20 protein-coding genes are annotated in these 23,775 nt (G+C 60.1%); 5 read left to right on the top strand and 15 right to left on the bottom strand.

Annotated features, from left to right (window positions below):
• Positions 1-218: 218 nt before the first annotated feature.
• The gene (locus ACTG2T_RS05030; protein WP_005338927.1) at positions 219-1,139 is read left to right on the top strand and encodes a L,D-transpeptidase family protein; all 921 of its coding nucleotides are present in this window, start codon (positions 219-221) and stop codon (positions 1,137-1,139) included.
• Between the two features lie 92 nt (positions 1,140-1,231).
• Here ACTG2T_RS05030 and sppA read toward each other — a convergent pair whose 3' ends face one another.
• The gene (gene sppA / locus ACTG2T_RS05025; RefSeq protein WP_330123986.1) at positions 1,232-3,076 is read right to left on the bottom strand and encodes a signal peptide peptidase SppA; all 1,845 of its coding nucleotides are present in this window, start codon (positions 3,074-3,076) and stop codon (positions 1,232-1,234) included.
• Between the two features lie 208 nt (positions 3,077-3,284).
• Between sppA and ACTG2T_RS05020 the strand changes: the two genes are divergently transcribed.
• On the top strand, positions 3,285-5,312 hold the full coding sequence (locus tag ACTG2T_RS05020) for an NADPH-dependent 2,4-dienoyl-CoA reductase (RefSeq protein WP_330123987.1): 2,028 nt from the start codon (positions 3,285-3,287) through the stop codon (positions 5,310-5,312).
• A 114-nt stretch (positions 5,313-5,426) separates the two neighbouring features.
• A complete protein-coding gene (locus ACTG2T_RS05015; RefSeq protein WP_182963008.1) occupies positions 5,427-5,975 on the top strand; it encodes an NAD(P)H nitroreductase in 549 nt (182 codons plus the stop codon).
• A 381-nt stretch (positions 5,976-6,356) separates the two neighbouring features.
• Here ACTG2T_RS05015 and ACTG2T_RS05010 read toward each other — a convergent pair whose 3' ends face one another.
• From ACTG2T_RS05010 to ACTG2T_RS04995, 4 genes are all read right to left on the bottom strand, one after another.
• Positions 6,357-6,911 (bottom strand): sugar O-acetyltransferase, encoded by a 555-nt coding sequence (locus ACTG2T_RS05010; RefSeq protein ID WP_247823981.1) that lies wholly within the window; start codon positions 6,909-6,911, stop codon positions 6,357-6,359.
• 66 nt (positions 6,912-6,977) lie between these two features.
• Positions 6,978-7,955 carry a D-2-hydroxyacid dehydrogenase family protein gene (locus ACTG2T_RS05005; protein WP_330123988.1) on the bottom strand — a complete coding sequence of 326 codons (978 nt, stop codon included), beginning with the start codon at positions 7,953-7,955 and terminating at the stop codon, positions 6,978-6,980.
• Between the two features lie 202 nt (positions 7,956-8,157).
• Positions 8,158-9,036 (bottom strand): 50S ribosomal protein L11 methyltransferase, encoded by an 879-nt coding sequence (gene prmA / locus ACTG2T_RS05000; protein WP_005338919.1) that lies wholly within the window; start codon positions 9,034-9,036, stop codon positions 8,158-8,160.
• A gap of 537 nt (positions 9,037-9,573) precedes the next feature.
• Positions 9,574-10,590, bottom strand: coding sequence for a zinc-binding alcohol dehydrogenase family protein (locus tag ACTG2T_RS04995; protein ID WP_139740031.1), 1,017 nt, complete (start codon positions 10,588-10,590; stop codon positions 9,574-9,576).
• A gap of 100 nt (positions 10,591-10,690) precedes the next feature.
• On the opposite strand from ACTG2T_RS04995, the gene ACTG2T_RS04990 reads away from it, so the two are divergent.
• Positions 10,691-11,563: a LysR family transcriptional regulator gene (locus tag ACTG2T_RS04990; RefSeq protein ID WP_005358412.1), complete on the top strand. Its 873-nt coding sequence runs from the start codon at positions 10,691-10,693 to the stop codon at positions 11,561-11,563.
• Position 11,564: 1 nt separating this feature from the next.
• On the opposite strand, the gene ACTG2T_RS04985 is transcribed toward ACTG2T_RS04990, so the two are convergent.
• The 7 genes from ACTG2T_RS04985 to acs form a co-directional block, all read right to left on the bottom strand.
• Complete coding sequence (locus tag ACTG2T_RS04985) at positions 11,565-12,992, bottom strand: PTS transporter subunit EIIC (protein ID WP_042080616.1); 1,428 nt, start codon at positions 12,990-12,992, stop codon at positions 11,565-11,567.
• 89 nt (positions 12,993-13,081) lie between these two features.
• Positions 13,082-14,539 (bottom strand): sodium/pantothenate symporter, encoded by a 1,458-nt coding sequence (gene panF / locus ACTG2T_RS04980; RefSeq protein WP_021230396.1) that lies wholly within the window; start codon positions 14,537-14,539, stop codon positions 13,082-13,084.
• Positions 14,529-14,792, bottom strand: a complete 264-nt coding sequence (locus tag ACTG2T_RS04975) for a YhdT family protein (RefSeq protein ID WP_005349483.1) — start codon at positions 14,790-14,792, stop codon at positions 14,529-14,531. The genes panF and ACTG2T_RS04975 overlap by 11 nt, the downstream gene beginning before the upstream one ends.
• A 207-nt stretch (positions 14,793-14,999) precedes the next feature.
• Positions 15,000-16,340 carry an acetyl-CoA carboxylase biotin carboxylase subunit gene (gene accC / locus ACTG2T_RS04970; protein ID WP_005338910.1) on the bottom strand — a complete coding sequence of 447 codons (1,341 nt, stop codon included), beginning with the start codon at positions 16,338-16,340 and terminating at the stop codon, positions 15,000-15,002.
• Positions 16,341-16,355: 15 nt separating this feature from the next.
• A complete protein-coding gene (gene accB / locus ACTG2T_RS04965; protein ID WP_005338908.1) occupies positions 16,356-16,814 on the bottom strand; it encodes an acetyl-CoA carboxylase biotin carboxyl carrier protein in 459 nt (152 codons plus the stop codon).
• A 36-nt stretch (positions 16,815-16,850) separates the two neighbouring features.
• Positions 16,851-17,300: a type II 3-dehydroquinate dehydratase gene (gene aroQ / locus ACTG2T_RS04960; protein WP_005338907.1), complete on the bottom strand. Its 450-nt coding sequence runs from the start codon at positions 17,298-17,300 to the stop codon at positions 16,851-16,853.
• A gap of 288 nt (positions 17,301-17,588) precedes the next feature.
• Positions 17,589-19,535, bottom strand: coding sequence for an acetate--CoA ligase (gene acs / locus ACTG2T_RS04955; RefSeq protein WP_330123989.1), 1,947 nt, complete (start codon positions 19,533-19,535; stop codon positions 17,589-17,591).
• Positions 19,536-19,702: 167 nt separating this feature from the next.
• On the opposite strand from acs, the gene ACTG2T_RS04950 reads away from it, so the two are divergent.
• Positions 19,703-19,984, top strand: coding sequence for a hypothetical protein (locus ACTG2T_RS04950; RefSeq protein WP_225315392.1), 282 nt, complete (start codon positions 19,703-19,705; stop codon positions 19,982-19,984).
• Positions 19,985-20,039: 55 nt separating this feature from the next.
• On the opposite strand, the gene ACTG2T_RS04945 is transcribed toward ACTG2T_RS04950, so the two are convergent.
• The 3 genes from ACTG2T_RS04945 to torD form a co-directional block, all read right to left on the bottom strand.
• Positions 20,040-22,484 (bottom strand): sensor domain-containing protein, encoded by a 2,445-nt coding sequence (locus ACTG2T_RS04945; RefSeq protein ID WP_047438153.1) that lies wholly within the window; start codon positions 22,482-22,484, stop codon positions 20,040-20,042.
• Positions 22,485-22,637: 153 nt separating this feature from the next.
• Entirely contained in the window at positions 22,638-23,006 is a 369-nt protein-coding gene (locus tag ACTG2T_RS04940; protein ID WP_042080620.1) for a hypothetical protein, read from the bottom strand.
• Positions 23,007-23,013: 7 nt separating this feature from the next.
• A complete protein-coding gene (torD, locus tag ACTG2T_RS04935) occupies positions 23,014-23,682 on the bottom strand; it encodes a molecular chaperone TorD (protein WP_042060061.1) in 669 nt (222 codons plus the stop codon).
• Positions 23,683-23,775 lie beyond the last annotated feature (93 nt).

The raw sequence follows: 23,775 nt of genomic DNA, 5'->3' as shown, positions 1-23,775 counted from the left end.
CGACTTGCCAGTGTGGCTTTTGCCCTGTTGATAAGCGTCACACCGAAAACGGCTACTTTTAACAAGAAAAGCAACATATGGAAGTTGAAATTTTGGCCGACTCAGGAAAGAATGCGCGCTCGGTTATTGGCGTCGTGGGGCAGGTTGACCCGCCACCGGCAGACCGAGGATGAGACGGCCCCCGGCCCATTTGGTACAGGAAACCACACAGGAATTTTATGAATCCCCTTCGCACTGCCGCTTCGGCCCTTTTATGCACATTTGCGCTGGTCAGCCAGCAGGCTGCCGCCGTCGAGTACCGTCTGCCTGCGGCCAACAGCCGCCTGATCGGTGAAAACCAGGAATACGTGGTGCCTGCGGACAACCGTCCGCTGGAGCAGATCGCAGCTGACTTCCAGCTGGGTCTGACCAACATCATGGAAGCCAACCCGGGCGTTGATCCCTATCTGCCGAAGGCGGGTAGCACCCTGATCATCCCACACCAGCTGATCCTGCCCAACGCGCCCCGCGAAGGGATCGTCATCAACGTTGCCGAGATGCGTCTCTACTACTACCCGAAAGGGAAGAACGTGGTGGAAGTGCTGCCCATCGGCATCGGTCAGCTGGGGGTAAACACCCCGGAGAACTGGATCACCAAGGTAGAGCGCAAGCGCGCCAACCCGACCTGGACCCCGACCGAGAACATCCGTCGTCGCTATGCCGCCCAGGGCAAGACCCTGCCGGCAGTCTGGCCAGCCGGTCCGGATAACCCCATGGGTCTGCACGCCCTTTACATCGGCAACCTCTATGCCATCCACGGCACTAACGCCACCTTCGGTATCGGTCTGCGGGTGAGCAGCGGCTGCGTGCGTCTGCGCGCTGACGACATCAAGTATCTGTTCGACAACGTGCCGGTCGGCACCCGCGTCCAGTTCGTCAACCAGCCGGTCAAGACCACGGTCGAGCCGGATGGCGGTCGCTACATGGAAGTACACGAGCCGCTGTCGCGCACCGAGGAGGAGTTCAACTCCACCGCCTCCGTGCCGCTCCCGATGACACCGGCCATCACCCGCTTCATTGCTCACGCCGAGTCTGACTCCAACGTGGTCAAGCAGGTGCTGGAACAGCGTACCGGTATGCCGACCCGCCTCAATCCCTGATTGAGCAAGTTGGCGGTGCCGCGCGCACTGGCTAAATAAAGAAAACGGCGACCAGATGGTCGCCGTTTTTTATGGGGAGAGTCACCGCTTGCTCACTGCACGCAGACCGGGCAGAAGGCGTAGGTGCCTTGCGGATCGTTGAAGCGGGTGAGCGGGTTGAGACTGCGGTTCACTTCCACCAATGCCTTGCCAAATCCAGCCGGCAGCCAGCTTTGCAACTGGGGGGCCAGCACTTGGGCACTGCTGTCAAACAGCTGGCGCAGGAACTTGTCCTTGGTGGACTCCTCCTGCTCGATGGGGGTCACCTGCCACTCTTTGAGGTTGGCCAGCTCGGCGGCGGCCTTGATGGCGTCATCCAGATTGCCGAACTCGTCCACCAGACCCAGGGCCTTGGCATCTTCGCCGGTCCAGACTCGGCCTTCGGCCGCTTTCTCGGCCTCTTCCGGGCTCAGACCGCGGCCCTTGCTCACCAGACCTATGAAGCGCTGGTAGGTATCTTCCACGCTCAGCTGGATGGCCTGACCGACGTGATCCGGCAGGGCGCGGGTCGGGCCGACGCCGACGTAATCTGTGGTGCCAACCCCGTCGGTATGCACGCCGAACTGGGCCAACGCCTTGTCGATGGTGGCGAACATGCCGAACACCCCGATGGAGCCGGTGAGGGTGGTGGGGGAGGCGAAGATTTTGTCCGCATCGGCGGAGATCCAGTAGCCACCGGAGGCGGCATAGCTGCCCATGGAGACCACTACCGGTTTGCCTGCCTGTTTCAGGGCCAGCAGCTCGGCGCGGATCTGCTCGGCGGCGAAGGCGCTGCCGCCGGGGCTGTCGACCCGCAGGACCACGGCTTTGACCTTGTCATCGCGGCGGGCATCGGCCAGCAGGTCGGAGAGGCTATCACCGCCTATGGTACCGGCAGGCTGGACGCCATCCATGATGGCGCCGCTTGCGACCACCAGACCCACCTCATCCTTGCCGCTCTGGGGATATTGTTCCGGAATGGCAGCCAGATACTCTTTCAGGCCGACCCCTTTCCAGCCGTGATCGTCCGCTTCACCCACCTCTTTAATGACCGCCTGGGTCATCTCGTCGCGGGTGGCCAGCTGATCCACCAGCCCGTTGTCGAGGGCGTAGTTAGCGGCATTGCCACCGGCTTTGCGCAGCAGCTCGAGGAAGCGATCCTTGCCCGGCGCGACCGCATCGGGTTCGGTCTCCCGCTGCTCGGCTACGTCAGCCACATAGGATTGCCACAGCTGATCCAGCCAGCGCTGGTTTGCTTCTTTGCTCTCGGGAGACATCTCGTCGCGGGTATAGGGTTCGACGAAGGATTTGTAGGTGCCGACCTTGAATACATGCGGGGTGATGTTGAGCTTCTCCAGCGCCGACTTGAAGTAGGTCTGGTAGACACCAAGCCCCTCGATCACCACGGCGCCGCTCTGGTTGAGCAGCACGTGATCGGCGTGGGCCGCCAGCAGGTATTGCCCCTGAGTGTAGAAGTCGGCCATGGCGATCACCGGTTTGCCGCTCTCCCGGAAGGAGTCGATGGCACTCGCCACCTCCTGCAGTTTGGTGAAGTTGGCTCCCTGCAGCCCTTGCGGCTTGATCACCAGCGCCTTGATGCGCTCGTCATCCTTGGCACTCTTGATGGCCCACAGCAGGTCGGAGAGGACGATCTCGCTCGGCTGCTCGTCGCTGCTGTCCATCTGGCGCAGCAGTTGTACGGTGGGATCTGTCTGGGAGCGTTGCTCCACCAGTACGCCGTTGAGATTGAGGGTTAGCGCCCCTTCGATGGGCGCCTTGGGGGCCTCTTTCTGGCTGACGCTGAAGACGATGACCAGCACTACGATGAGAAACAGCAGATTGACCAGCATCAGCCGGGTGAAATTGAGCAGGCGCCACAGGCTGCGGAACAACCAACCCAGACCTTTGAAAATAGACATAGTCGCGTTATCGCCCTGTTAATGGGTAGAGAAGAGCCATTATTAACCAGTTGCGGGCGAAATTGCCATTTCCGACTGGCGGATCCCGCCTATCTTCGTTCAGGGCACGGCTGTTCGCTGAAAAATTGTCCAAACATTTGTTTGAAAAAGAATTTTCGATTCTTTACTCTAGCCTCAGTTTGATAACAAAAAATTAACTGGAGGCATCGTGAGCCGCTATCCGACCCTGCTGACCCCGCTCGACCTTGGTTTTACCCAGCTGCGCAACCGTGTGTTGATGGGCTCCATGCACACCGGCCTCGAAGAGGAGAAGGGCGGTTTTGACAAGCTGGCCGCCTTTTACGCCGAGCGTGCCCGTGGTGGCGTCGGTCTTATCGTCACCGGCGGCATTGCCCCCAATCTGCGCGGTCGGCTGGTACCTCACGGCTCCCAGCTGAGCTTCCCCTGGCAGGTGAGCAAGCACAAGAAGGTGACCAGCGCCGTGCATCAGGAGGGGGGCAAGATAGCGCTGCAGATCCTCCATGCCGGTCGTTACGCCTATCATCCGTTCAGTCTGGCGCCGAGCGCCCTCAAGGCCCCCATCTCTCCGTTCAAACCACGCGCCATGAGCGAGCGGCAGATCCGCGGCACTATTCGCGACTTCGCGGCTACAGCAGCGCTGGCCAAGGCGGCCGGTTATGACGGCGTCGAGGTGATGGGCTCGGAAGGTTATCTCATCAACCAGTTCATTTGCGAGCGCACCAACAAGCGCACCGATGGTTGGGGCGGCAGCAGTGAAAACCGGATGCGCTTCCCGGTGGAGATTGTCCGCGCCATCCGCGAGCGGGTCGGCACCGACTTCATCATTATCTTCCGCCTCTCCATGCTGGATCTGGTGGAACAGGGTTCGACCCTGGAAGAGGTGATTGCCCTTGGCAAAGCGCTGGAAGCGGTGGGGGTGACCCTGATCAACACTGGCATCGGTTGGCACGAGGCGCGCATTCCCACCATCGCCACCAGTGTGCCGCGCGGCGCCTTCAGCTGGGTGACCGCCGAGCTGAAAAAACACCTCAAGGTGCCCCTCATTACCACCAACCGTATCAACACCCCCGAGGTGGCCGAACGCATTCTGGCGGGTGGCGAGGCGGATATGGTCTCCATGGCGCGCCCCTTCCTGGCGGATCCCGAGTTTGTCATCAAGGCGGCCGAGAACCGTGCGGACGAGATCAACACCTGCATCGCCTGCAATCAAGCCTGCCTTGACCATGTGTTCAAGCAGAAGCGAGCCTCCTGTCTGGTCAATCCTCGCGCCTGTTTCGAGACCGAGCTGACTTTTGGCCGCGTGCCCCAGCCCAAAAAGCTGGCGGTGGTGGGGGCGGGCCCGGCCGGGCTGGCATTTGCCTGCTACGCTGCCGAGCGCGGTCATCAGGTGAGCCTGTTCGATCAGGCCAGCGAAATCGGCGGCCAGTTCAACTTCGCCAAGCAGATCCCGGGCAAGGAGGAGTTTCACGAAACCCTGCGCTATTTCGCCAAACGGCTGGAGAAGTGCGGCGTCGAGCTCTATCTCGGCCAGCGCCAGAGTGCCGAGAGCCTGCTCGGCGGCGGTTTTGACGAGGTGATCCTCGCTACCGGTATCCGTCCGCGCACCCCCAATATCCCGGGGATCGAGCATCCCAAGGTATTGAACTACCTCGATGTATTGCGGGATCACAAGCCGGTCGGCCAGAAGGTGGCGGTGATCGGTGCCGGCGGCATCGGTTTCGATGTGGCTGAGTATCTGGTAGAGAAGAAGGTGGAGATGGATGCCGATGGGCACCGTGATCACTGGCTCAAGGAGTGGGGCATCGACAAGCATCTCGGCGAGCGCGGTGGCCTCACCACCCCTGAAGTCGATGCGCCCGAGCGCCAGATCTGGCTGCTCCAGCGCAAGGAGAGCAAGGTGGGCGACGGCCTTGGCAAGACCACCGGCTGGATCCACCGTACCGTGCTCAAGAACCGCAAGGTGCAGATGCTCTCCGGGGTGCAATATCTGGGGATCGATGACGAGGGCTTGCACATTCAGGTGGGCGAGACCAAGCAGTGTCTGCCGGTGGATCAGGTTATCGTCTGCGCCGGGCAGGAGCCCCTTAAAGAACTGCAGGCCGGGTTGCAGGCGGCAGGCAAGCCGGTGCATATCATCGGCGGAGCCGACGTGGCTGCCGAGCTGGATGCCAAGCGCGCCATCCGGCAAGGGGCCGAGCTGGCTGCGATCATCTAGCAAACTGTGCCCTCTTGTCCTTTATAGTGCGATAAACCCCTGAGCCTCAGGGGTTTTCTTCATTCGGTGCTGTGCTAAGGTAGCGCCATCATTGCCCTAGAGAAGGAATTGCCCATGGATGCCCTCACCCTGTTGCTCAATCGCCACTCCTGTGGCCGTCTCGCCGATCCCGCCCCGAGCGGTGAGGTGCTCGACAATATCCTCAAGGCGGGCTTGCGCGCGCCGGATCACGGCACCCTGACCCCTTGGCAGTTCATTCTGTTTGAAGGAGAGGGGCGCGAGCGGCTGGGCAAGCTGTTGGCGGACGCCGCCCGTGCCCGTGGCGAAGATGAAGAGAGCATCAAGAAGTGCAACGAAGCGCCGCTGCGGGCACCCTTGGTCATCGCCGTGGCAACCCGTTATCAGGATCACCCCAAGGTGCCGAAACTGGAGCAGGAGCTCTCCGCAGGTTGCGCCCTGATGGCGATGCAGATGGCGGCGCAGGCGCAGGGCTTCAACGGCATCTGGCGCTCCGGCTGGTTTATCTTTGATGAGCAGATCAACAAGGGACTGGGACTGGCGGCAGAGGATCAGCTGGTGGGTTTCCTCTATCTCGGCACCCCCATGCTGGAAGCACGCAAACTGCGCGAGCTGCCGCTCGATGAGTTTGTCCGCCGTTTCTGATTTTTCGGCCACGTTGCGGTTAAGAGAAGCAAAGCCTCGAGATATCGGGGCTTTTCTGTTTAACCGTGAATAGTAACCAGAGTGATTGGGGAAAATAAATGGGTCAAAGAGGCTTCGCGCACCATAGCAGGTAATTATTTAAATAGTGCGATGTACCTCGCAATCCTGTTGTATTTCACTATGTAAAACGTTTGCGCATTCGCTAATATCTCACTGCCAGTTTAGAAGGGTACTCCTTCTAATTTTTCTGCGATGAGAGTCGCAATTCCGTAGCACCTTTTAACAGCCCAACGTCTTCGTGACATTGGGCTTTATTTTTTATGGGGTGTCGGGGTTGTTGTGAGTTGATGGCGGCATCAAGATGCAGCCCGGTTGGCAGCCTTATGCCCTGTTTTTGGCTGGCAGGATCCGGGCTGGATTGCCGACTACCCGAGCTCCGGCCGGTACATCTTTGGTGACTACGGCGCCCGCGCCGACGATCGCCTCCCGCCCTATGGTGACGCCGGGCAGCAAGATGGCGCCGCCCCCAATCCAGACCTTGTCTTCAATGGTGACCGGCAGCGCCGTCTCTGTGCCCTGAATCCGTTCGTCGGCCTCCAGTGCATGGGCTGCGGTATAGATCTGCACGTTTGGCCCAATCATCACATGGGCGCCGATGCGAATGGGGGCATTGTCCAGCAGGGTCGCCCCCATATTGATGTAGGAGTCCTTGCCCAGGTGGATGTGGCGGCCATAGGTGCAGTAGAGGGGCGGGCAGATAAAGGCATTCTCTGCCAGTTCGCCAATCAGCTCCGCCAGTAGTGCCCGCTGCTCTGTCTCCTCTTCCGCCTGATTGAAACGGCGATAGCGCCGTGCCGCCTCCCGGCGCAACTGGGCCAACTCGGGTGCCATGCAGTTGTACGGTTGGCTGCTGATCATCTTCTGGTATTCGATCATGAAGGTTGCTTTCCTTTATCTGCCAGGGATTTGGATATTGGCGCCAATACGGCAGAAGTAACGTGATCATCCACCCGATATGGGCAGAACCAGGTTGGCAGGTCTGCCTTCGGCAAAGGCCAGCACATTCTCGAACGCCACGCGAAAGTAGAGTTCGTAGCTGTTTTGCTCCACATAGCCGAGATGAGGCGTCGCCAATACGTTGGGCAGACGCAGCAGGGGCTCGCTTTCCTGTGTCGCCGGCTCGATGTCAAATACATCGAGCGCGGCCCGTTTCTCAGGATGGTTACTGAGCTCTGCATAGAGGGCGCCCGGCTCGATAAGTTCGGCACGGCTGGTATTGACCAGCAGAGAGTCAACTTTCATGCGGGCCAGGTCTGCGCGTGTAACAGCGCCGCGGGTTGCCTCGCTCAGGCGCAGATGCAGCGTGAGGATATCGGCTTGACTGAAAAGCGCCTCCTTGCTGGAGGCGCAGGCATAGCCATCCAGCTCGGCCTGCCTGCGCGAAGCCTCACTGCCCCATATCAGTAACGACATGCCAAATGCCTTGCCATAGCGGGCGATCCGCTGGCCTATCTTGCCGTAGCCCCAGATGCCGAGCGTCAACCCATGCAGCGTGCGTCCCAAACCTAGGTCACCAGATTGCTGCCATTGGCCTTGGCTTAACGCCTGGCTGTAAGCAGGTATATGGCGGGAGGCTGCCATGATGAGCGCCCAGCAGAGCTCGGCGGGAGCAATAGGGCTGCCGATCCCTTCTGCCACGGCAACGCCGTACTGCTGGCACAGTACCGGGTCGATATGTTGGCTGACTTTGCCGGTCTGGCTGATGAGTTTAAGGGTGGGAAGCTGTATCAGCAGCTGTTCGTCGATGCGGGTACGCTCGCGGATCAGCACCAGTGCTTCCATTCCTTCCAGCAGTGCGGCAAGGCGCGTTGTATCGGGTTCGCTCTGGTTGAGGATGGTGACGTCATGACCCGCCAGCAGGGCAAAGCAGGGGAGGTGGCGCACCTGATCCTGATAGTCATCCAGAATGGCAATCCGCATAAGAAATCCTTCTCGGTTGCGTTGGCTCGGACCGCTATCTTACCGGAATAAAAGGTGTCTGTTGTTTTCAAACGAACACAATCAGAAGGGAGGGCGATCAAGCCCATGTCCACGGACCGGGAAGAGCCTGACAGGCCAAAACAATCAGGGCCCCCGAATGGGAGCCCTGATGGCATGAGGTTGGCGTCTATGTTGCCCGCGCTTAGCCGTGCTTGCGGCCGGAGAGGCGGCACCACTCCTCCTTGACGGCGGTCGGGTCCATCTCGAACCACTGGCCGTAGATGGTTTCCAGCTCCGGGGCCTGGCTCTCCAGCACGCCGGAGAGGGCCATCAGGCTGCCCGCTTTACCGTGGCCGGCGATCAGCGGTGCCAGTTCGCGCAGCGGGCCGGCCAGGATGTTGGCAACCACCACGTCCGCTTCGACATCTTGCGGCTGGTCGGCTGGCAGATAGAGCTCAATCTGGTCGGCAACGCCGTTGCGCGCGGCGTTGTCGCGGCTGGCCTGAATGGCCTGCGGGTCGATGTCGATGCCGATGACGCGGGCGGCACCCAGTTTCAGGGCGGCGATGCCGAGAATGCCGGAGCCACAGCCAAAATCGACCACGGTTTTACCGGTCAGATCCAGTCCGTCCAGCCACTGCAGGCAAAGCGCGGTGGTGGGGTGGGTACCGGTACCGAAGGCCAGACCCGGATCCAGCATGACGTTGACCGCATCGGGGTTCGGCACATCGCGCCAGCTCGGGCAGATCCAGAGGCGCTCGCCAAACTGCATGGGATGGAAGTGATCCATCCACTCGCGCACCCAGTCCTTGTCCTCCAGCTGCTCGACCTTGTAGCCGACATTTTCGCCGAAGATCTGCTGGAAGAAGGCGATGGTGGGGGCCGGATCGGTTTCGGCATCGAACAGACCCATCACTTCGGTCTCGCCCCAGAGCGGGGTTTCACCGGGCATGGGTTCGTAGACGGGCACATCCTTGGCATCCATAAAGGTCACCGCCTGGGCTCCACGCCCCAGCAGCATGTTGCTCACCTTGTCTGCGGTCTTGGCAGTGGCGTTGATTCGAATTTGTATCCAGGGCATGGCGTCGACTCTTCATAAATGTGAAACCGCGAGATTCTACCATCATGGGGCAGTGCTGTCGTGGTTTGCCCATGACGTGGAGGGATTCGGGGGCTTTTGCCGGATTGGCACGGTTCCTGTATTGCTCTATGCAGGCGAAGACGACCGGTTTTCGCTGAACGCTTTGCTCAAGTTCCGTCATCTTTCACTGCCACCCTCGGGTGGCATTTTTTTATCTGCACTTGTTTGCCTGGTAAAAAGTCTGCCAGATAAAAAAAGAGCAAGGTCGGCACCTTGCTCAAGGACGGGCTGACGCCGTTTTGGCGCATTCATGCTGCTGTTGGCACGCCAGATGCACAGACTAATATGTCCTGCATAAGGATATGTGTGTGATTGTTACCCCAATGTTCAGGTATTCAGGCCATTTCTCGCGAAATGGCCTCTTTTTTGGCTGATTGTCGGGCGTTGGTCTGCCACAGGCTGTCATGAGTGCCGCTGATTGTGCCCGTTTGGGGCATCTCCTTGGTGAACTTATCCCATCATGGTGCGTTGGAGGGCTTAGTTGGCAAAGCCGCTCATGTCGATCACCAGCTTGCCAACCATACGGCCCGCTTCCACCTCGGCATGGGCCTGAGCCAGCGTGACCGGGGTCAGTGACGGGATGGTTCTGGTCAGGGTGGTCTGCAATACCCCTTCATCGACCAGTGCCGCCACCCGGCCGAGCAGGCGGTGCTGCTCGATCATGTCCGGCGTCTGGAACAGGGAGCGGGTGAACATGAACTCCTGGCTGAAGGTGACGCTCTTGCTCTTGAGCAGGGAGAGATCCCACGGCTCGCTCGATTCGGCGATGGTGCAGATATGGCCGAACGGGCGGATCAGCCCGGCCATGGTGGCCCAGTGCTCGGCGGTGGCGTTGGTGCAGAAGATGGCATCGACCTGAGTGATGCCAAGGGCGGTCAGCTCCTCCTGCAACTTGTGGTGGTTTACGACCTGATGGGCGCCCATCTCGAGGCACCACTCGCGGCTCTCGGGGCGGGAGGCGGTCGCAATCACCTCCATGCCAGTGAGCTGGCGGGCCAGCTGGATGGCGATGGAGCCCACGCCACCGGCGCCGCCGATGATCAGCAGTTTGCCACGACTTTCGCGGGTAAGAGCGAAGCGCTCGAACAGGGTCTCCCAGGCGGTGATGGCGGTGAGCGGCAGGGCGGCGGCTTCCACATCGCTCAAGCTGGTGGGGGCGATGGCGGCGATGCGTTCATCCACCAGTTGCAGGGCGCTGTTGCTGCCCGGACGGCTGATATCGCCGGCATACCAGACCCGGTCGCCCGCCTTGAACAGGGTGACTTCGCTGCCGATGGCGATCACTTCCCCCACCGCATCCCAGCCCAGTACCCGGGGCGAACTTTCAATTTTGGCCTTGGGGGAACGCACCTTGGTATCCACCGGATTGACGGAGGTGGCGGTGACCCGTACCAGCAGATCCCGCGGACCCGGAACCGGATCGGGCAGGTTGGCGGCGATGAAGCAGTCGGGGTGGTCGCTTGGCAGATAGTGAGTCAGGGCAATGGCTTTCATGGTTTTTCCTTTCAAATCGCTGTGTTCGGGATTGCCACTCACTCTAGTCTGGTTGATTATCAAGATTAAGATGGGTAATCGGTAAAGACTGTTTGAATATATGAACAATGTCGATCTGGAGTTGATGGGACTGTTTGCCACCGTGGTGGAGCAGGGAAGCTTTACCCGGGCCGCCGAGCTGCTTGGTATGCCCAAGTCATCGGTGAGCCAGAAGATCTCGCGGCTGGAATCCCAGCTCGGGGTACGGCTGTTGCAGCGCACCACCCGCAGGTTGAGCCTGACCCCGCAGGGGGAGCTCTATGTGGAGCACTGTCAGGGGCTGCTGGCACTGGCCCGCAGCGCCAATCTGGCGATGGCACGGCTGCGCTCGGCCCCGGCGGGGCGGGTGCGGATCACAGCCCCTGAGGCAACCGGCACCCTGCTGCTTGGCCGGATCCTCGCCGAGTTTCGCGCCCTCTATCCCGAAGTGGTGCTGGAACTGACCCTGAGCGATGAACAGCTCGATCTGGTGGGGGAAGGTTATGATTTGGCGCTGCGGGCGGCGCCGCTGAAAGACTCCAGCCTCATCTGTCGGCGTATCGGTCAGGTGGCGCGTCATCTGGTGGCAGCGCCCGCCTATCTGGCGGCCCACGGCATGCCGCAACAGCTGAGCGAGCTGGGTCGTTATGCCTGTCTGGTGCACTCGGCCATGCCGGTGTGGCCATTGCAGGAGGGCGGCTGGCGGCCGCAGGGGGCCTGTGTCAGCAACAGCTTGCTGGCGCTGCGGGAGATGGCACTCCATGACGGGGGGATTGCCCTGTTGCCCCACCATGTCTGTGAAGGGGATTTGGCAGCGGGGCGATTGCAGAAGGTGTTGCCGGATCAGCCCATTCCGGCCAACCCGTTTTACCTTATCTATCCGAGCCGGGAGCATTTGGCTCCCGCCCTGCGCACCCTGATGGATTTCGTGGCCGAGCGGTTGCCGTTCGCCTGAGTTACCAACTGCTCTGGCTGGCCGACTCCTGATTGGGTTTGAGGCCAAGGGGGACCGACTGGCGCTCCGCCAGCATGCGGATCTGCCCTTCAATCAGGCTGGCGCTGGGGCCCAGCACCAGCACCAGCTGGTGGTCGTTGAGCTGGATCCAGGAGAGGCAGCCGAGGCCCAGCAGGCGAGATTCATCCACCAGTGAAATATCGCGCACCCGCAGGCTGAGGCGGGTGATACAGACACTCATCGCCACCAGATTGTCCATCCCGCCCAGCACCTTGAGGTACTGGATCGCCAGCATCTGCGGGTCGGAGGGGGCAACGCTGGCAAGGCGCGGATGCTCCACCGCGATGGGCTTGCTCGGCATGCTGAGGGGGGCACGCTCCAGCAGTTGATAGAACAGCAGGGTGTAGGCAACGAAGAACAGGATACCGACCGGAATGAGCCAGAAGCTGTGCTCCCCTGCCTGATAGCTCAGCACCAGATCCAGCAGACCAGCGGAGAAGTAACTGCCCACCTTGATCCCCAGCCCGCTACAGACCGCCAGCGATAGCCCGGTCAGCAGGGCGTGGGCGAGAAACAGCCAGGGGGCGGTAAAGGCGAACAGAAATTCGATAGGTTCGGTGATACCCACCAGTGCCGAGGTGAGCGCCAGGGTGAGCAGCAGCCCGCCTTGTGGCAGCCGCTGCATCCGCTGGCGGTGCAGCCAGATGGCAAAACAGGCGCCCGGCAGGCCGAACATGATGATGGGGTAAAGACCGGCCACATACCCTTCATGAAGGGGTTGGGCGGTGGCCAGCGCCTGCAGGTTGCTCTCGCCAAGGCCGATGACGCTGCCCAATACCTGATGGAGCCCGAGCGGGATCAGCAGTCGGTTGAGGGTGCCGTAGCAGAAGGCGCCAAACGGCGTGGTGAGCAGCTCGGAGGTGAGCAGGGTCAGCCCGCGTTCCAGTGGCGGCCACAGCAGCGAGAGGGGGATGGCGATCAGCAGGCAGGCCAAGGCCGACACCAGCAGGCTGGGAAACTCCCCCCTGGCGATCTGCAGCCAGCGGGGCAGGGTTTGCTGGTGTACCCAGGGGTAGATGATGGCGGTGGTGAGCCCCGCCAACAGGCCGCAGATCATGTCGGCGTGCAGGTTGGGGGCCAGCGTATTGAAGGCGGTGCTGAGCAGCAGGAAGTTGACCGCCCCCGCCAGCGTCTGTCCGCCCAGCTCCTGCCGACTCAGACCAAAGGCGATCGCCACCGCATAGATAAGCGGCATCTGGCTGAAGATCGCCTGACCGGTGAGGGAGAGCACCGCCAAATCGAGCACGTCGGGTTGTCCAAGCCGGTAGATCAACGCCGCCATCGGCAGGATGGAGACGGGCAGCAGCAGGGCATAACCGAGCCGCTGCAGGGCTTGAGTAACGACTTGTCGAGTGGCTTTAACGGGCATACAGCGGCTACGTTCTGTGACTTGGCGCACAGTTTAACCGGAAAACACCTATTTGGGGATAGTTTTGGAACCCCTAATTTATATTTTTATTATTTCTGCCCGAAAAGCTCGCGCACTTCCCGCGAGGGCGGTGCCGTCAGCAGGCTGACCGTGATAAAGACCACCAGTGCCAGCGTGAGGCTTGGCACGATGGCGTGCAGGCCAGCCAGCTTGATCCCCCACTGACTGAGTACCCCATAGCAGACGATGCCGCTTACCATGCTGGCCAGCGCGCCCGGGCCGTTGGCCCGTGACCAGTAGAGACCGAGCACCAGCGGCCAGAGGAACACCGCCTGCAGGCCGCCAAAGGCGAGCAGGTTGAGCCAGATGATCATCTCGGGCGGTTGCAACGCCGCCAGCAGCACCAGAGTGCCCAAGATCAGGGTGCAGAGCAGAGAGAGGCGGGGAATGCGCACCTCCAGCTTCTCCTGCTTTGGACTCAGATAGTTGAGGTAGAGATCTTTCACCAGAGTGGCGGAAGCCTGGATCAGCTGGGAGTCGATGGTGGACATGATGGCCGCCATCGGCGCAGCCAGGAAGACCCCGGCCAGCCAGGGGGGCAGCACTTCCATCATCAGGGAGGGCATGATCTTGTCAGGGCTGTCCATGCCGGGCAGGATGGCGCGGCCGAGGGCGCCCGCCAGATGCATGCCGAACATCAGCAGGGCGCTGACCACGGTGCCGATCAGAATGCCGCGATGGAGCGCCTTGCTGTCGCGATAGCCAAAACAGCGCAATGCCGAGTGGGGCAGCCCCACCACCCCGACACAGACCAGGATCCAGAAGCTCAGCATAAAGGGCTGGGTCAGCATGTCGCCGGCCCCTTGCGGGCTTACCAGCTTGGGATCGATCTCCCTGAGCTGGTGGATAAGGTTCGGCAGGCCGTCACCGGCAATCAGAATTCCTGCCAGCAGGGCGCCGGTGCCGATCAGCATGATGATCCCCTGCAGGGCATCAGTCATCACCACGGCGCGGAAGCCGCCGATGATGGTGTAGAGCAGCACACAGCTGGCAAACAGCATCAACCCCTGCTGGTAGGAGAGGCCGGTGGCGGTCTCCAGCAGGCGGGCGCCGCCGATAAACTGCACCACCATAGTCGCGATAAAGGCGAGGATGATAGTAACGGAGCCGAGGATCACCACCGCCTTGCTCTGGTAGCGGGCCCACAGCATATCGTTGATGGTCACCGCATTGACCCGGCGGGCGATGATGGCGAACTTCTTGCCAAGCACCCCCAGAGTGAGCCAGACGGTGGGCAGCTGGATCATCGCCAGCAACACCCAGCCCAGACCGATCTTGTAGGCCGCGCCCGGCCCACCGATAAAGGAGGAGGCCGAGGTGTAGGTGGCCACTAGCGTCATCGCCAGCACCAGCCCGCCCATGCTGCGGTTGCCGATGAAGTACTCCTGCACGAAGTTGCCTTGCGCGCGATGGCGGCTGGCCCAGAAACCCACCCCCAGCACCAGCACCAGATAGATAACGAGCGGCAGCATCAACTCAAGATTCATGGGATGACTCCTTGCCGGAAGGGGAGTGGGTATCGAGGGGGATCTCCACAAACAGCCGGTTCACCATCAGGGCGCAGAGCAGAATGAACAGCAGCGGCATCACCATGCAACTGAGCAGGAACCATAGCGGCAGCCCCCACAACTCCAGCTGGAGCGGGATAAAATAGGCGGTGCCATACCAGGCAAAGAAGTAGAACAGGGTCAGCAGCAGGCAGAAAGCTGCTTCCCGGCGGGCGAGAGCAAAACGGTTCACCTTGGCCTCCGACAAATTTGAGGGGCGCAAGGATAACAAAAAAGGGCCATGTCGCCATGGCCCTTTTTCAGCAGAGGCTCCTTGCGGAGCAGACTTCCACCGGAAGTCCGGTCTCTATCAGCGATCCTTACAGACCCAACTTCTTGTGCAGATAGTGGGCGTTGGTACTGCCACCGTGCAATGTCATCGGGTCTCTATCAGCGATCCTTACAGACCTAACTTCTTGTGCAGGTAGTGGATATTGGTGCCACCGTGCTGGAAGTTTTCGTCTTTCATGATCTCTTTTTGCAACGGTACGTTGGTCTTGATCCCTTCCACCACCAGCTCGTCCAGCGCATGACGCATGCGGGCGATGGCAATGTCACGATTCTCGCCGTAGCAGATCAGCTTGCCGATCATCGAATCGTAGTGGGGCGGTACCTTGTAACCGGCATAGATGTGGGAGTCCCAACGCACGCCCAGACCACCCGGCGCGTGGAAGCGCTGAACCAGACCCGGAGAGGGCATGAAGGTGGCCGGATCTTCGGCGTTGATCCGGCACTCGATGGCATGGCCACGGATGCGGATATCCTGCTGGGTGATCGACAGGGGCTGGCCGGCGGCGATGCGCAGCTGCTCCTTGATCAGATCGATACCGGTGACCATCTCGGTGACCGGATGCTCAACCTGAATACGGGTGTTCATTTCGATGAAATAGAACTCGCCGTTCTCGTACAGGAACTCGAAAGTACCCGCACCGCGGTAACCGATCTCGATACAGGCGCGCACGCAGCGCTCACCGATGAACTTGCGCATTTCGGCGGTGATGCCGGGTGCCGGTGCCTCTTCCACCACTTTCTGGTGGCGACGCTGCATGGAGCAGTCACGCTCGCCCAGATAGAGGGCGTTGCCCTGGCCGTCTGCCAACACCTGAATTTCGATGTGGCGCGGGTTTTCCAGGTACTTCTCCATGTAGACCATGTCGTTCTTGAAGAACTGGCCTGCTTCGGACTTGGTCAGGGCGATGGCGCCCGCCAGTTCCGCTTCATTGCGCACCACGCGCATACCGCGACCACCACCGCCACCGGCGGCCTTGATGATCACCGGATAGCCGATGCGCTTGGCAATGGCGGCGTTGTGCTTGGCGTCGTTGTCGACGGGGCCGTCAGAGCCCGGTACACACGGTACGCCCGCTTTCTTCATCGCTTCGATGGCGGAGACCTTGTCACCCATCAGGCGAATGGTCTCGGCGCGCGGGCCGATGAAGATGAAGCCGGATTTTTCGACCACTTCGGCGAAATCGGCGTTCTCGGAGAGGAAGCCGTAACCCGGGTGGATGGCCACGGCACCGGTTACCTCGGCGGCGGCGATGATGGCCGGGACGTTGAGGTAGGATTCAGTACTGGCCGGTCTGCCGATACAGATGGATTCGTCGGCCAGCAGCACATGTTTGAGCTCCCGGTCGGCGGTGGAGTGAACGGCCACTGTCTTGATCCCGAGCTCTTTACAGGCGCGCAGGATCCGCAGGGCAATTTCACCGCGGTTGGCGATGACTACTTTGTCCAACATGGGTGGCGATTTCCCTTATTCGATGATGAACAGCGGCTCGTCAAATTCGACGGCCTGACCATTTTCAACCAGGATCGCTTTGATCACACCGGCCTTGTCAGACTCGATTTGGTTCATCATTTTCATGGCTTCGACGATGCACAGGGTGTCGCCGACATTGACTTGCTGACCCACTTCCGCGAACGGCTTGGCATCCGGGCTGGAGGAGCGGTAGAAGGAGCCAACCATCGGGGAGCGCATCAGGTGACCGCTCGGGGCGGCATCGGCGGCCGGTGCGGCGGCAACCGGGGCGGCAGCAGCAGGTGCGGCAACCGGAGCGGCTTGCTGCATCATCATCTGCGGCATGGCGGTGGTCACCTGACCGGAGAAGTTGCGGCTGATGCGAACGGACTCTTCACCTTCGGAGATCTCCAGTTCGGCGATGCCGGACTCTTCAACCAGTTCAATCAGCTTCTTGATTTTGCGGATATCCATTAGCATTCTCTTTCTTCTTTATCTGATCAGTGATTATCAAGCCGCGCGCAGATGGTGCACGGCCGCGGTTAAAGCGAATTGGTAGCCATCGGCCCCCAGACCACAAATGACCCCTTTTGCGACATCAGACAGATAGGAGTGATGACGGAACGGCTCCCTGGCATGGACATTTGACAGGTGAACCTCGATAAAAGGGATGGCGACACCCAGCAGCGCATCGCGAATGGCGACGCTGGTGTGGGTGAAGGCGGCTGGATTGATGATGATAAAATCCACCTGGCCCATGGCCTGATGGATGCGGCCGACCAACTCATGTTCGGCATTGGATTGCAGATGTTCCAGAGTGACACCGAGTTCGCTGGCGTTAAGCTTCAGATCGGCGACGATCTCATCAAGCGTCTTGCTGCCGTAGATACCCGGTTCCCGTTTGCCCAGCAGATTCAGGTTTGGTCCGTTGAGCAGGAGGATTCGGTGATTTTGCGACATATTGAGTACATCCTCGATGATAATGCTGCTATCTATCAGCTATCTTGTGGACTACCAGAAATCTAGCCATTTTCTGCGCAAATCGGTGTGCCCTGGCACACAGATTTCGCAATTATATTGATTTCGTGAAAATTAGCAGCATTTTACTGGTCTAATCTCTACATCTGGCTATTTATTGCACATTTTGGTCAGCAAGGCTTCGTAGCTACCGCCTTGCTGTTTGCTGGCGGATGAGAAACGACAAAGCCGGCACAAGGCCGGCTTTGTTGAGCAACAAACGAAGCGGGATCATGCAGCTTCCGACTTCTCGCGGATGAGTTTGTCTACTACGCCCGGATCCGCCAGGGTGGAGATATCCCCCAGACTGTCGGTCTCGCCGGTAGCGATCTTGCGCAAGATGCGGCGCATGATTTTGCCGGAACGGGTCTTCGGCAGCCCTTCCGCCCAGTGAATGACATCTGGCGTAGCGATGGCGCCAATCTCCTTGCGCACCCACTCCTTCACCTCTTTGTGCAGCTCGCGGCTCGGCTCTTCCCCGGCGATCAGGGTGACATAGGCATAGATGCCTTGACCCTTGATCTCGTGAGGAACCCCCACCACCGCCGCTTCAGCGATCTTGGGATGGGCCACCAGCGCCGATTCAATTTCGGCGGTACCCATGCGGTGGCCGGAGACGTTCAGTACATCATCCACCCGACCGGTAATCCAGTAGTAGCCGTCCTCGTCGCGACGGGCACCGTCGCCGGTGAAGTAGCGGCCCGGGAAGGTGGAGAAGTAGGTCTGCTCGAAGCGCTCGTGATCGCCGAATACGGTGCGCATTTGGCCCGGCCAGGAGTCGGTGATCACCAGATTGCCCTCGGTGGCGCCCTCCAGCGGCTCGCCCATGTTGTCGACCAGCGCCGGTTGCACCCCGAAGAAGGGACGAGTCGCCGAGCCCGGTTTCAGGTCGGTGACGCCGGGCAGCGGCGTAATCAGGATGCCGCCGGTCTCGGTCTGCCACCAGGTATCGACAATGGGGCAGCGCTCATCGCCAATGGTGCGGTAGTACCACTCCCAGGCTTCCGGGTTGATGGGTTCACCCACCGAGCCCATGATGCGCAGGCTCTGGCGCGAGGTGCCGGTGACCGCTTCGTTGCCTTTGGCCATCAGGGCGCGGATGGCGGTGGGGGCGGTATAGAGAATGGTGACCTGGTGCTTGTCCACCACCTGACTCATGCGGTTGGTGGCCGGGTAGTTGGGCACCCCTTCGAACATGATGGTGGTGGCGCCGTTGGCAAGCGGCCCGTAGATCAGATAGGAGTGACCGGTAACCCAGCCCACATCGGCGGTACACCAGTAGATATCCTCTTCGTGGTAGTCGAACACATACTTGAAGGTGAGGGTGGCATAGACCAGATAGCCGCCGGTGGTGTGCAGCACCCCTTTGGGTTTGCCGGTGGAGCCGGAGGTATAGAGGATAAAGAGCGGATCTTCGGCGTTCATCGCCTCGGGCGGGCAGTCGCTGCTGACGGCTGCGGTCGCTTCATGCCACCAGATGTCGCGGTGGTTGTGCCAGGCGACATTGCCGCCGGTGCGCTTGAGCACGATCACCTTGTTGACCTGGGTATCCGGGTTGGTGAGCGCTTCATCCACATTCTTCTTGAGTGGCACCGGACGGCCGCCACGCAGTCCCTCGTCGGCGGTGATCACGATGCGCGAGCCCGAGTCGATGATACGACCAGCCAGTGCTTCCGGCGAGAAGCCGCCGAATACGATGCTGTGTACCGCGCCGATGCGGGTACAGGCCAGCATGGCGATGGCGGCTTCGGGCACCATGGGCATATAGAGGCAGACCACGTCGCCGCGGTGAACCCCTTGTGCTTTCAAGACGTTGGCGAACTTGCACACTTCGCTGTGCAGCTCGCGGTAAGTGAGTTTGCGATCTTCGGCCGGGTTGTCCCCTTCCCAGATGATGGCGACCTTGTCACCCCGTTCGGCGAGATGGCGATCGAGACAGTTGGCCGAGACGTTGAGCTGGCCATCTTCAAACCATTTGATGGAGACATGGCCCGGATCGTAGGAGGTGTTCTTGACCTTGCTATAGGGTTTCATCCAGTCGAGAATTTTTCCCTGCTCTCCCCAGAAGGTATCGGGATCCTCGACGGAGGCCTGATACATGGCGGCGTAGTCGCCCTTGTCGAGCAGTGCATTGCTGCTGATGTGGGGTTTGACCGGGTAGACCTTGCTCTCGCTCATCACTCACTCCTTTGAACACATACTTTTAATAATTAAGTAACAACTTATACCTTTGGTAGCGGGGGGCAATTAGACTTTTGGATAGGCGGCAACAGTTGGTTACAGGACAAAGAGTGACAATTAATCGGCGAGTGGGTAAAAGGGGGCGTGTCGATTAATTGGAGGTCATGATGTTTTCTCTGTTGCTCTGTGCATCCCTCTGGCAGTTTGATGCGCCAGTGCCCGCTGGCGAACCCCCGAAAGAGTTTGCGATCACCCATCAGGAGGCCTCACCTGCGCTGCGGGATCGGGTGGCCGATCAGCTTGGTCATGCATGGCAGGCCAAGGAGCCCGGTACCAGACTTACCTTCAGCGAGCCAGCCCCCCGTTATGCTGGCGAATCACCGCTGACGCGCATGCTCAATGATCGTGATGATGGTTGGGAATCCCGCTTGCAGATCGAGTGGTAATCCGGTCCAGCCAGGAGGCGGATGCCTCCCGGCTGGTGATGATGATTGCCTGCCGCTATGAGACGTAGCGTTGATGCAGGCGATCTCCCATATGTTCGACATGCAGTGGTTTGCTGAACAGATAGCCCTGTCCTTCGCCGCAGTTGAGTGACTGCAAAAAGGCGTGTTGTGCCTTGGTTTCAATCCCTTCGGCGGTGACCTCCATATCCAGACTGTCGGCCAGATTGATGATGGTGCGGCAGAGCTCCCGACTGTTCTTGTCTTCCGGTAATGCCTGCACAAACGCCCGGTCGATCTTGATGCGATCGATCGGCAGGGTCTTGAGCAGACTCAGTGACGAGAAGCCGGTGCCAAAGTCATCGATGGCAATCTGCACGCCGAGATTTTTCAGGCGGGTAAAGAGATCCAGACTCTGTTCGACCCGCTGGATGATGCTCTCCGTCACCTCGATCTCGAGCCGTTCTGGCGGAAATCCGGTCTCGGCCAGAATGGCGGCGACCCGTTCAACATAGCCCGGGGAGCGCATCTCCCGCACCGAGACGTTGACTGACAAGCGAGGCACCGGCAGTCCGGCGGCCAGCCAGTTTTGTCCCTGCTCGCAGGCGTTGCGCATCACCCACTCCCCAATCTTCTCGATCAGGCCGCACTCCTCCGCCACCGGAATAAAACGGGTCGGCGCTATCATCCCCTCATTCGGATGCTGCCAGCGCAGCAGGGCTTCCAGTCCACTCAGGTGGCCGTTGGCCAGATTGGTCATGGGTTGATAGAAAATGCAGAGCTGTTCGAGCTCCAGGGCCTTGAGCAGACCCTGCTCAATTTGCATCCGCTCGCGGGCTCGAGCCGCCATGCAGGGGGTATAGAACTGGAATCCGTTGCGCCCCTGACTTTTCGCCTCGTACATGGCGCTGTCGGCGGCGCTGACTAGGGTTTCCGGGCTGTCTGCATGATCCGGATAGATGGCGATACCGATACTTGCCGAGATTGCCACCAGCTCATGGGCCAGCTCAACCGGTTCACGCAACACGGTCAGCAGGGTATTGGCCAGGGTTGCCAGCTCGTCAGGCTCCTCCAGATAGGGGATCAGCACCAGAAACTCGTCTCCCCCGAGGCGGGTCGCCAGATCGTTGTGCTGCAGGCAGCCGCGGATCCGCTCTGCCAGCCGCTTGAGCAGCTCATCGCCAACCCCGTGGCCCAGGCTGTCGTTGATCAGCTTGAAGCCATCCAGATCGATAAAGAGCAGCCCCAACCGTTTGCGATTGAGCTGCGCGGTTTTCAGCTCAAGGGCCAGCCGCTCCTGCAACAGATGACGATTGCCCAGCTCGGTCAGGGGATCGTGATAGGCAAGGTGATTCAGTTCGGCCTCCACCTTGCGAATGGCGCTGATGTCGGAGAGGGCGATCACATAGTGAGTAGTGTTGTTGAAGTTGTCATAGACAGCGCTGATCTGCTGCCAGGAGGAGAAGTAGCTGCCATCCTTGCGCAGACAAACCATCTCGCCATGCCAGGCGTTGTTGCCGGGGCGCAGGTGATACCAGGGATAGTCGAGGTCGGTGTAGCGCCTGGGATGCATGATGATATCCGGGGTACGGCCTATCACCTCCTCGGCATTGTATTGGGTCAGCATGGTGAAGGCCGGGTTGACCGACAGAATATGGTGCTCGCTGTCGAGGATGATGATCCCCTCGGCCGTGGTATCGAATACCACGTTGGCCTGATGGAGCCGCTCCTCCTGACGGCGGCGGGCGGTGGCATTGTGAATGACCCCCATGACCCGGTGGCCGACCGACTCGGTGGCGGGGACATGGTCGGCATGAATATCGACCCAGTGGCGCTCGTTGAGTGCGGTAAGGTAGCTCAGGGTGAGATGGATGGGGTCATGACTTTGCAGGGCGGCCTTGAGCTGGCTGCCGGATTCCGGTTCAAAACAGTCGACGAACGCTTGCAGCCCGCCGTGGAACTGGTTGGCCTCGATGCCCAGCAGCGGCTCAATCTGGCCGTCGAACAGCAATCTGTCCTCCGCCACGTGCCACTCCCACACCCCGATTTGGGCCGCTCGCATTGCCAGTTGCAGCCGTTGCTCGGTTTCGTACTGCTCGGTGATGTCCCGCACGATGGCGAGGATACCGTTCAGCTCCCCCTTCTCATCACGCATCGGGCTGTAGGTGGCCTGAAAGCGGCGGGAGCTGCTGTCATACGCCGCGGTTTGGCCCGTGATGGCGATATCCACGTAGGGCATGCCGCTTCGCATGATCTGCTGAAACATGGGCTCCAGAGTCGGTGCCAGCTTGGGAACCACCTCTCTGAGGTGCTTGCCCTGATGCTCCTCGATGCTTTTGCCATTGATGTCGGCCAGCACCTGATTGACTTTACGGTAGCGAAATTCGCAGTCAAAGACGCCGATGCCCAGAGGGGCATTATCCATCAGCTGTTCCAGGACGGTATGATCTGACAGCTGGGTCAACATTGCCTCGGTGTCGGCGTTGAAAAGCTTCCCATCCATGATGACCTCGGCATTGATTGTTTTATCACTTGCATCAGTTGTCAGTATGGCACGAACTGTTTGGCCGGGAGTCAAGCGGAGTTATCTGGTTGTTTTGACGGCAAGAATAGGCAGAAAAACCTGATAAAAAGGATGGAAAAAGGGGGCGAGTGGTTATCCCTTCTGGCGACCAAACGCCTGAATACCGCGCACAAATACCAGCCAGCCGAGCAGATGGAACGGGAGGGCAAGCAGATAGAGCAGCAGGAAGTGCGACTCGCTGCCACTGCTGTTGATGAAGTCGATCCAGGCGGCCAGCAGCGCCAGCATGCCGGCAATCTGGAAGCGGCGGCGCAGCACCACCTCGACGCCGAGATTGGCAAGGTAGAGGGTGAGCAGGATGCCGGCAAAGCCGGTGAGCTGGGCGGTGCCGTAGAGCTCGCGATCCGGGTTGAACAGCAGCGCAATCAGGGGAGTAATGCCCTGATCCAGCGGGATCAGGGCCAGCAGCCAGCATGCAATCAGAAGCAGGGCTGTCTTCATCGCGGCCTCAGTCGGCAGACGGTGCCGGTTTGACCAGAGAGAGGTAGTTGGCATCCATCTTGAGGAAGACCCCCAGCAGACGGGCACTGGCGCCGTAAAAGCCAAACCGGTCGGCGGCGCGACAGGCGCTTTCGAACTTGTCAAACCAGCCCAGCAGATGACCGTGCAGCAGTGCTTCCTGCTCGTCGAGCCAGCGTTCCCGCTCGGCCGCACTCTTGGCTTCCGCCGCACGGATGATGAGATTGCCCATCAGATCCAGCTCGATGGCCAGATGGTCGGCAGGCTCTTTGTATTTGTCGCTGACATTGATACCAAGGCGATCGAGGCGAGCCTGCATCTCGGCCATCGGGGCCTGCATCAGCAGCTTGGCATCGCCACGGTAGAGCGATTCGTAGGGCAGGGCGCCCTGTTTGGGATCCACCAGAAACAGGCCGGCGAAGTCGGCAGCGAGTTCGAGTTGGCGATCCGGGCGCACCAGCAGGCGGGCGATGGCCTCGTTGAGTTCGGCCACGGCTTCGCGCATCGGATCCAGGGTGGAGAGGCTTTTCAGGAAGCTTCGCACATCATAGGTGTCATATTCGGCGATCTGCTCATCACTGAGTTCGGCGGCGAACAGGGTGGAGAACCACCAGTAGAGTTCGGCCCGGCGTTCGCTGGTAGCCATAAATTCCTGCATTTTTCCTCCGTGGATGGCAATCGGGAGCCTTGATGGCTCCCGATTCTAACGACTTTAAAAATAAAGGAAACTCAAGGGGGCGCTTTCGTCCCC

Source organism: Aeromonas sp. 75A, from assembly GCF_051919425.1.
In the GTDB taxonomy this organism is placed as follows: domain Bacteria; phylum Pseudomonadota; class Gammaproteobacteria; order Enterobacterales; family Aeromonadaceae; genus Aeromonas; species Aeromonas veronii.
This window is presented reverse-complemented; position numbering and strand designations above follow the sequence as displayed.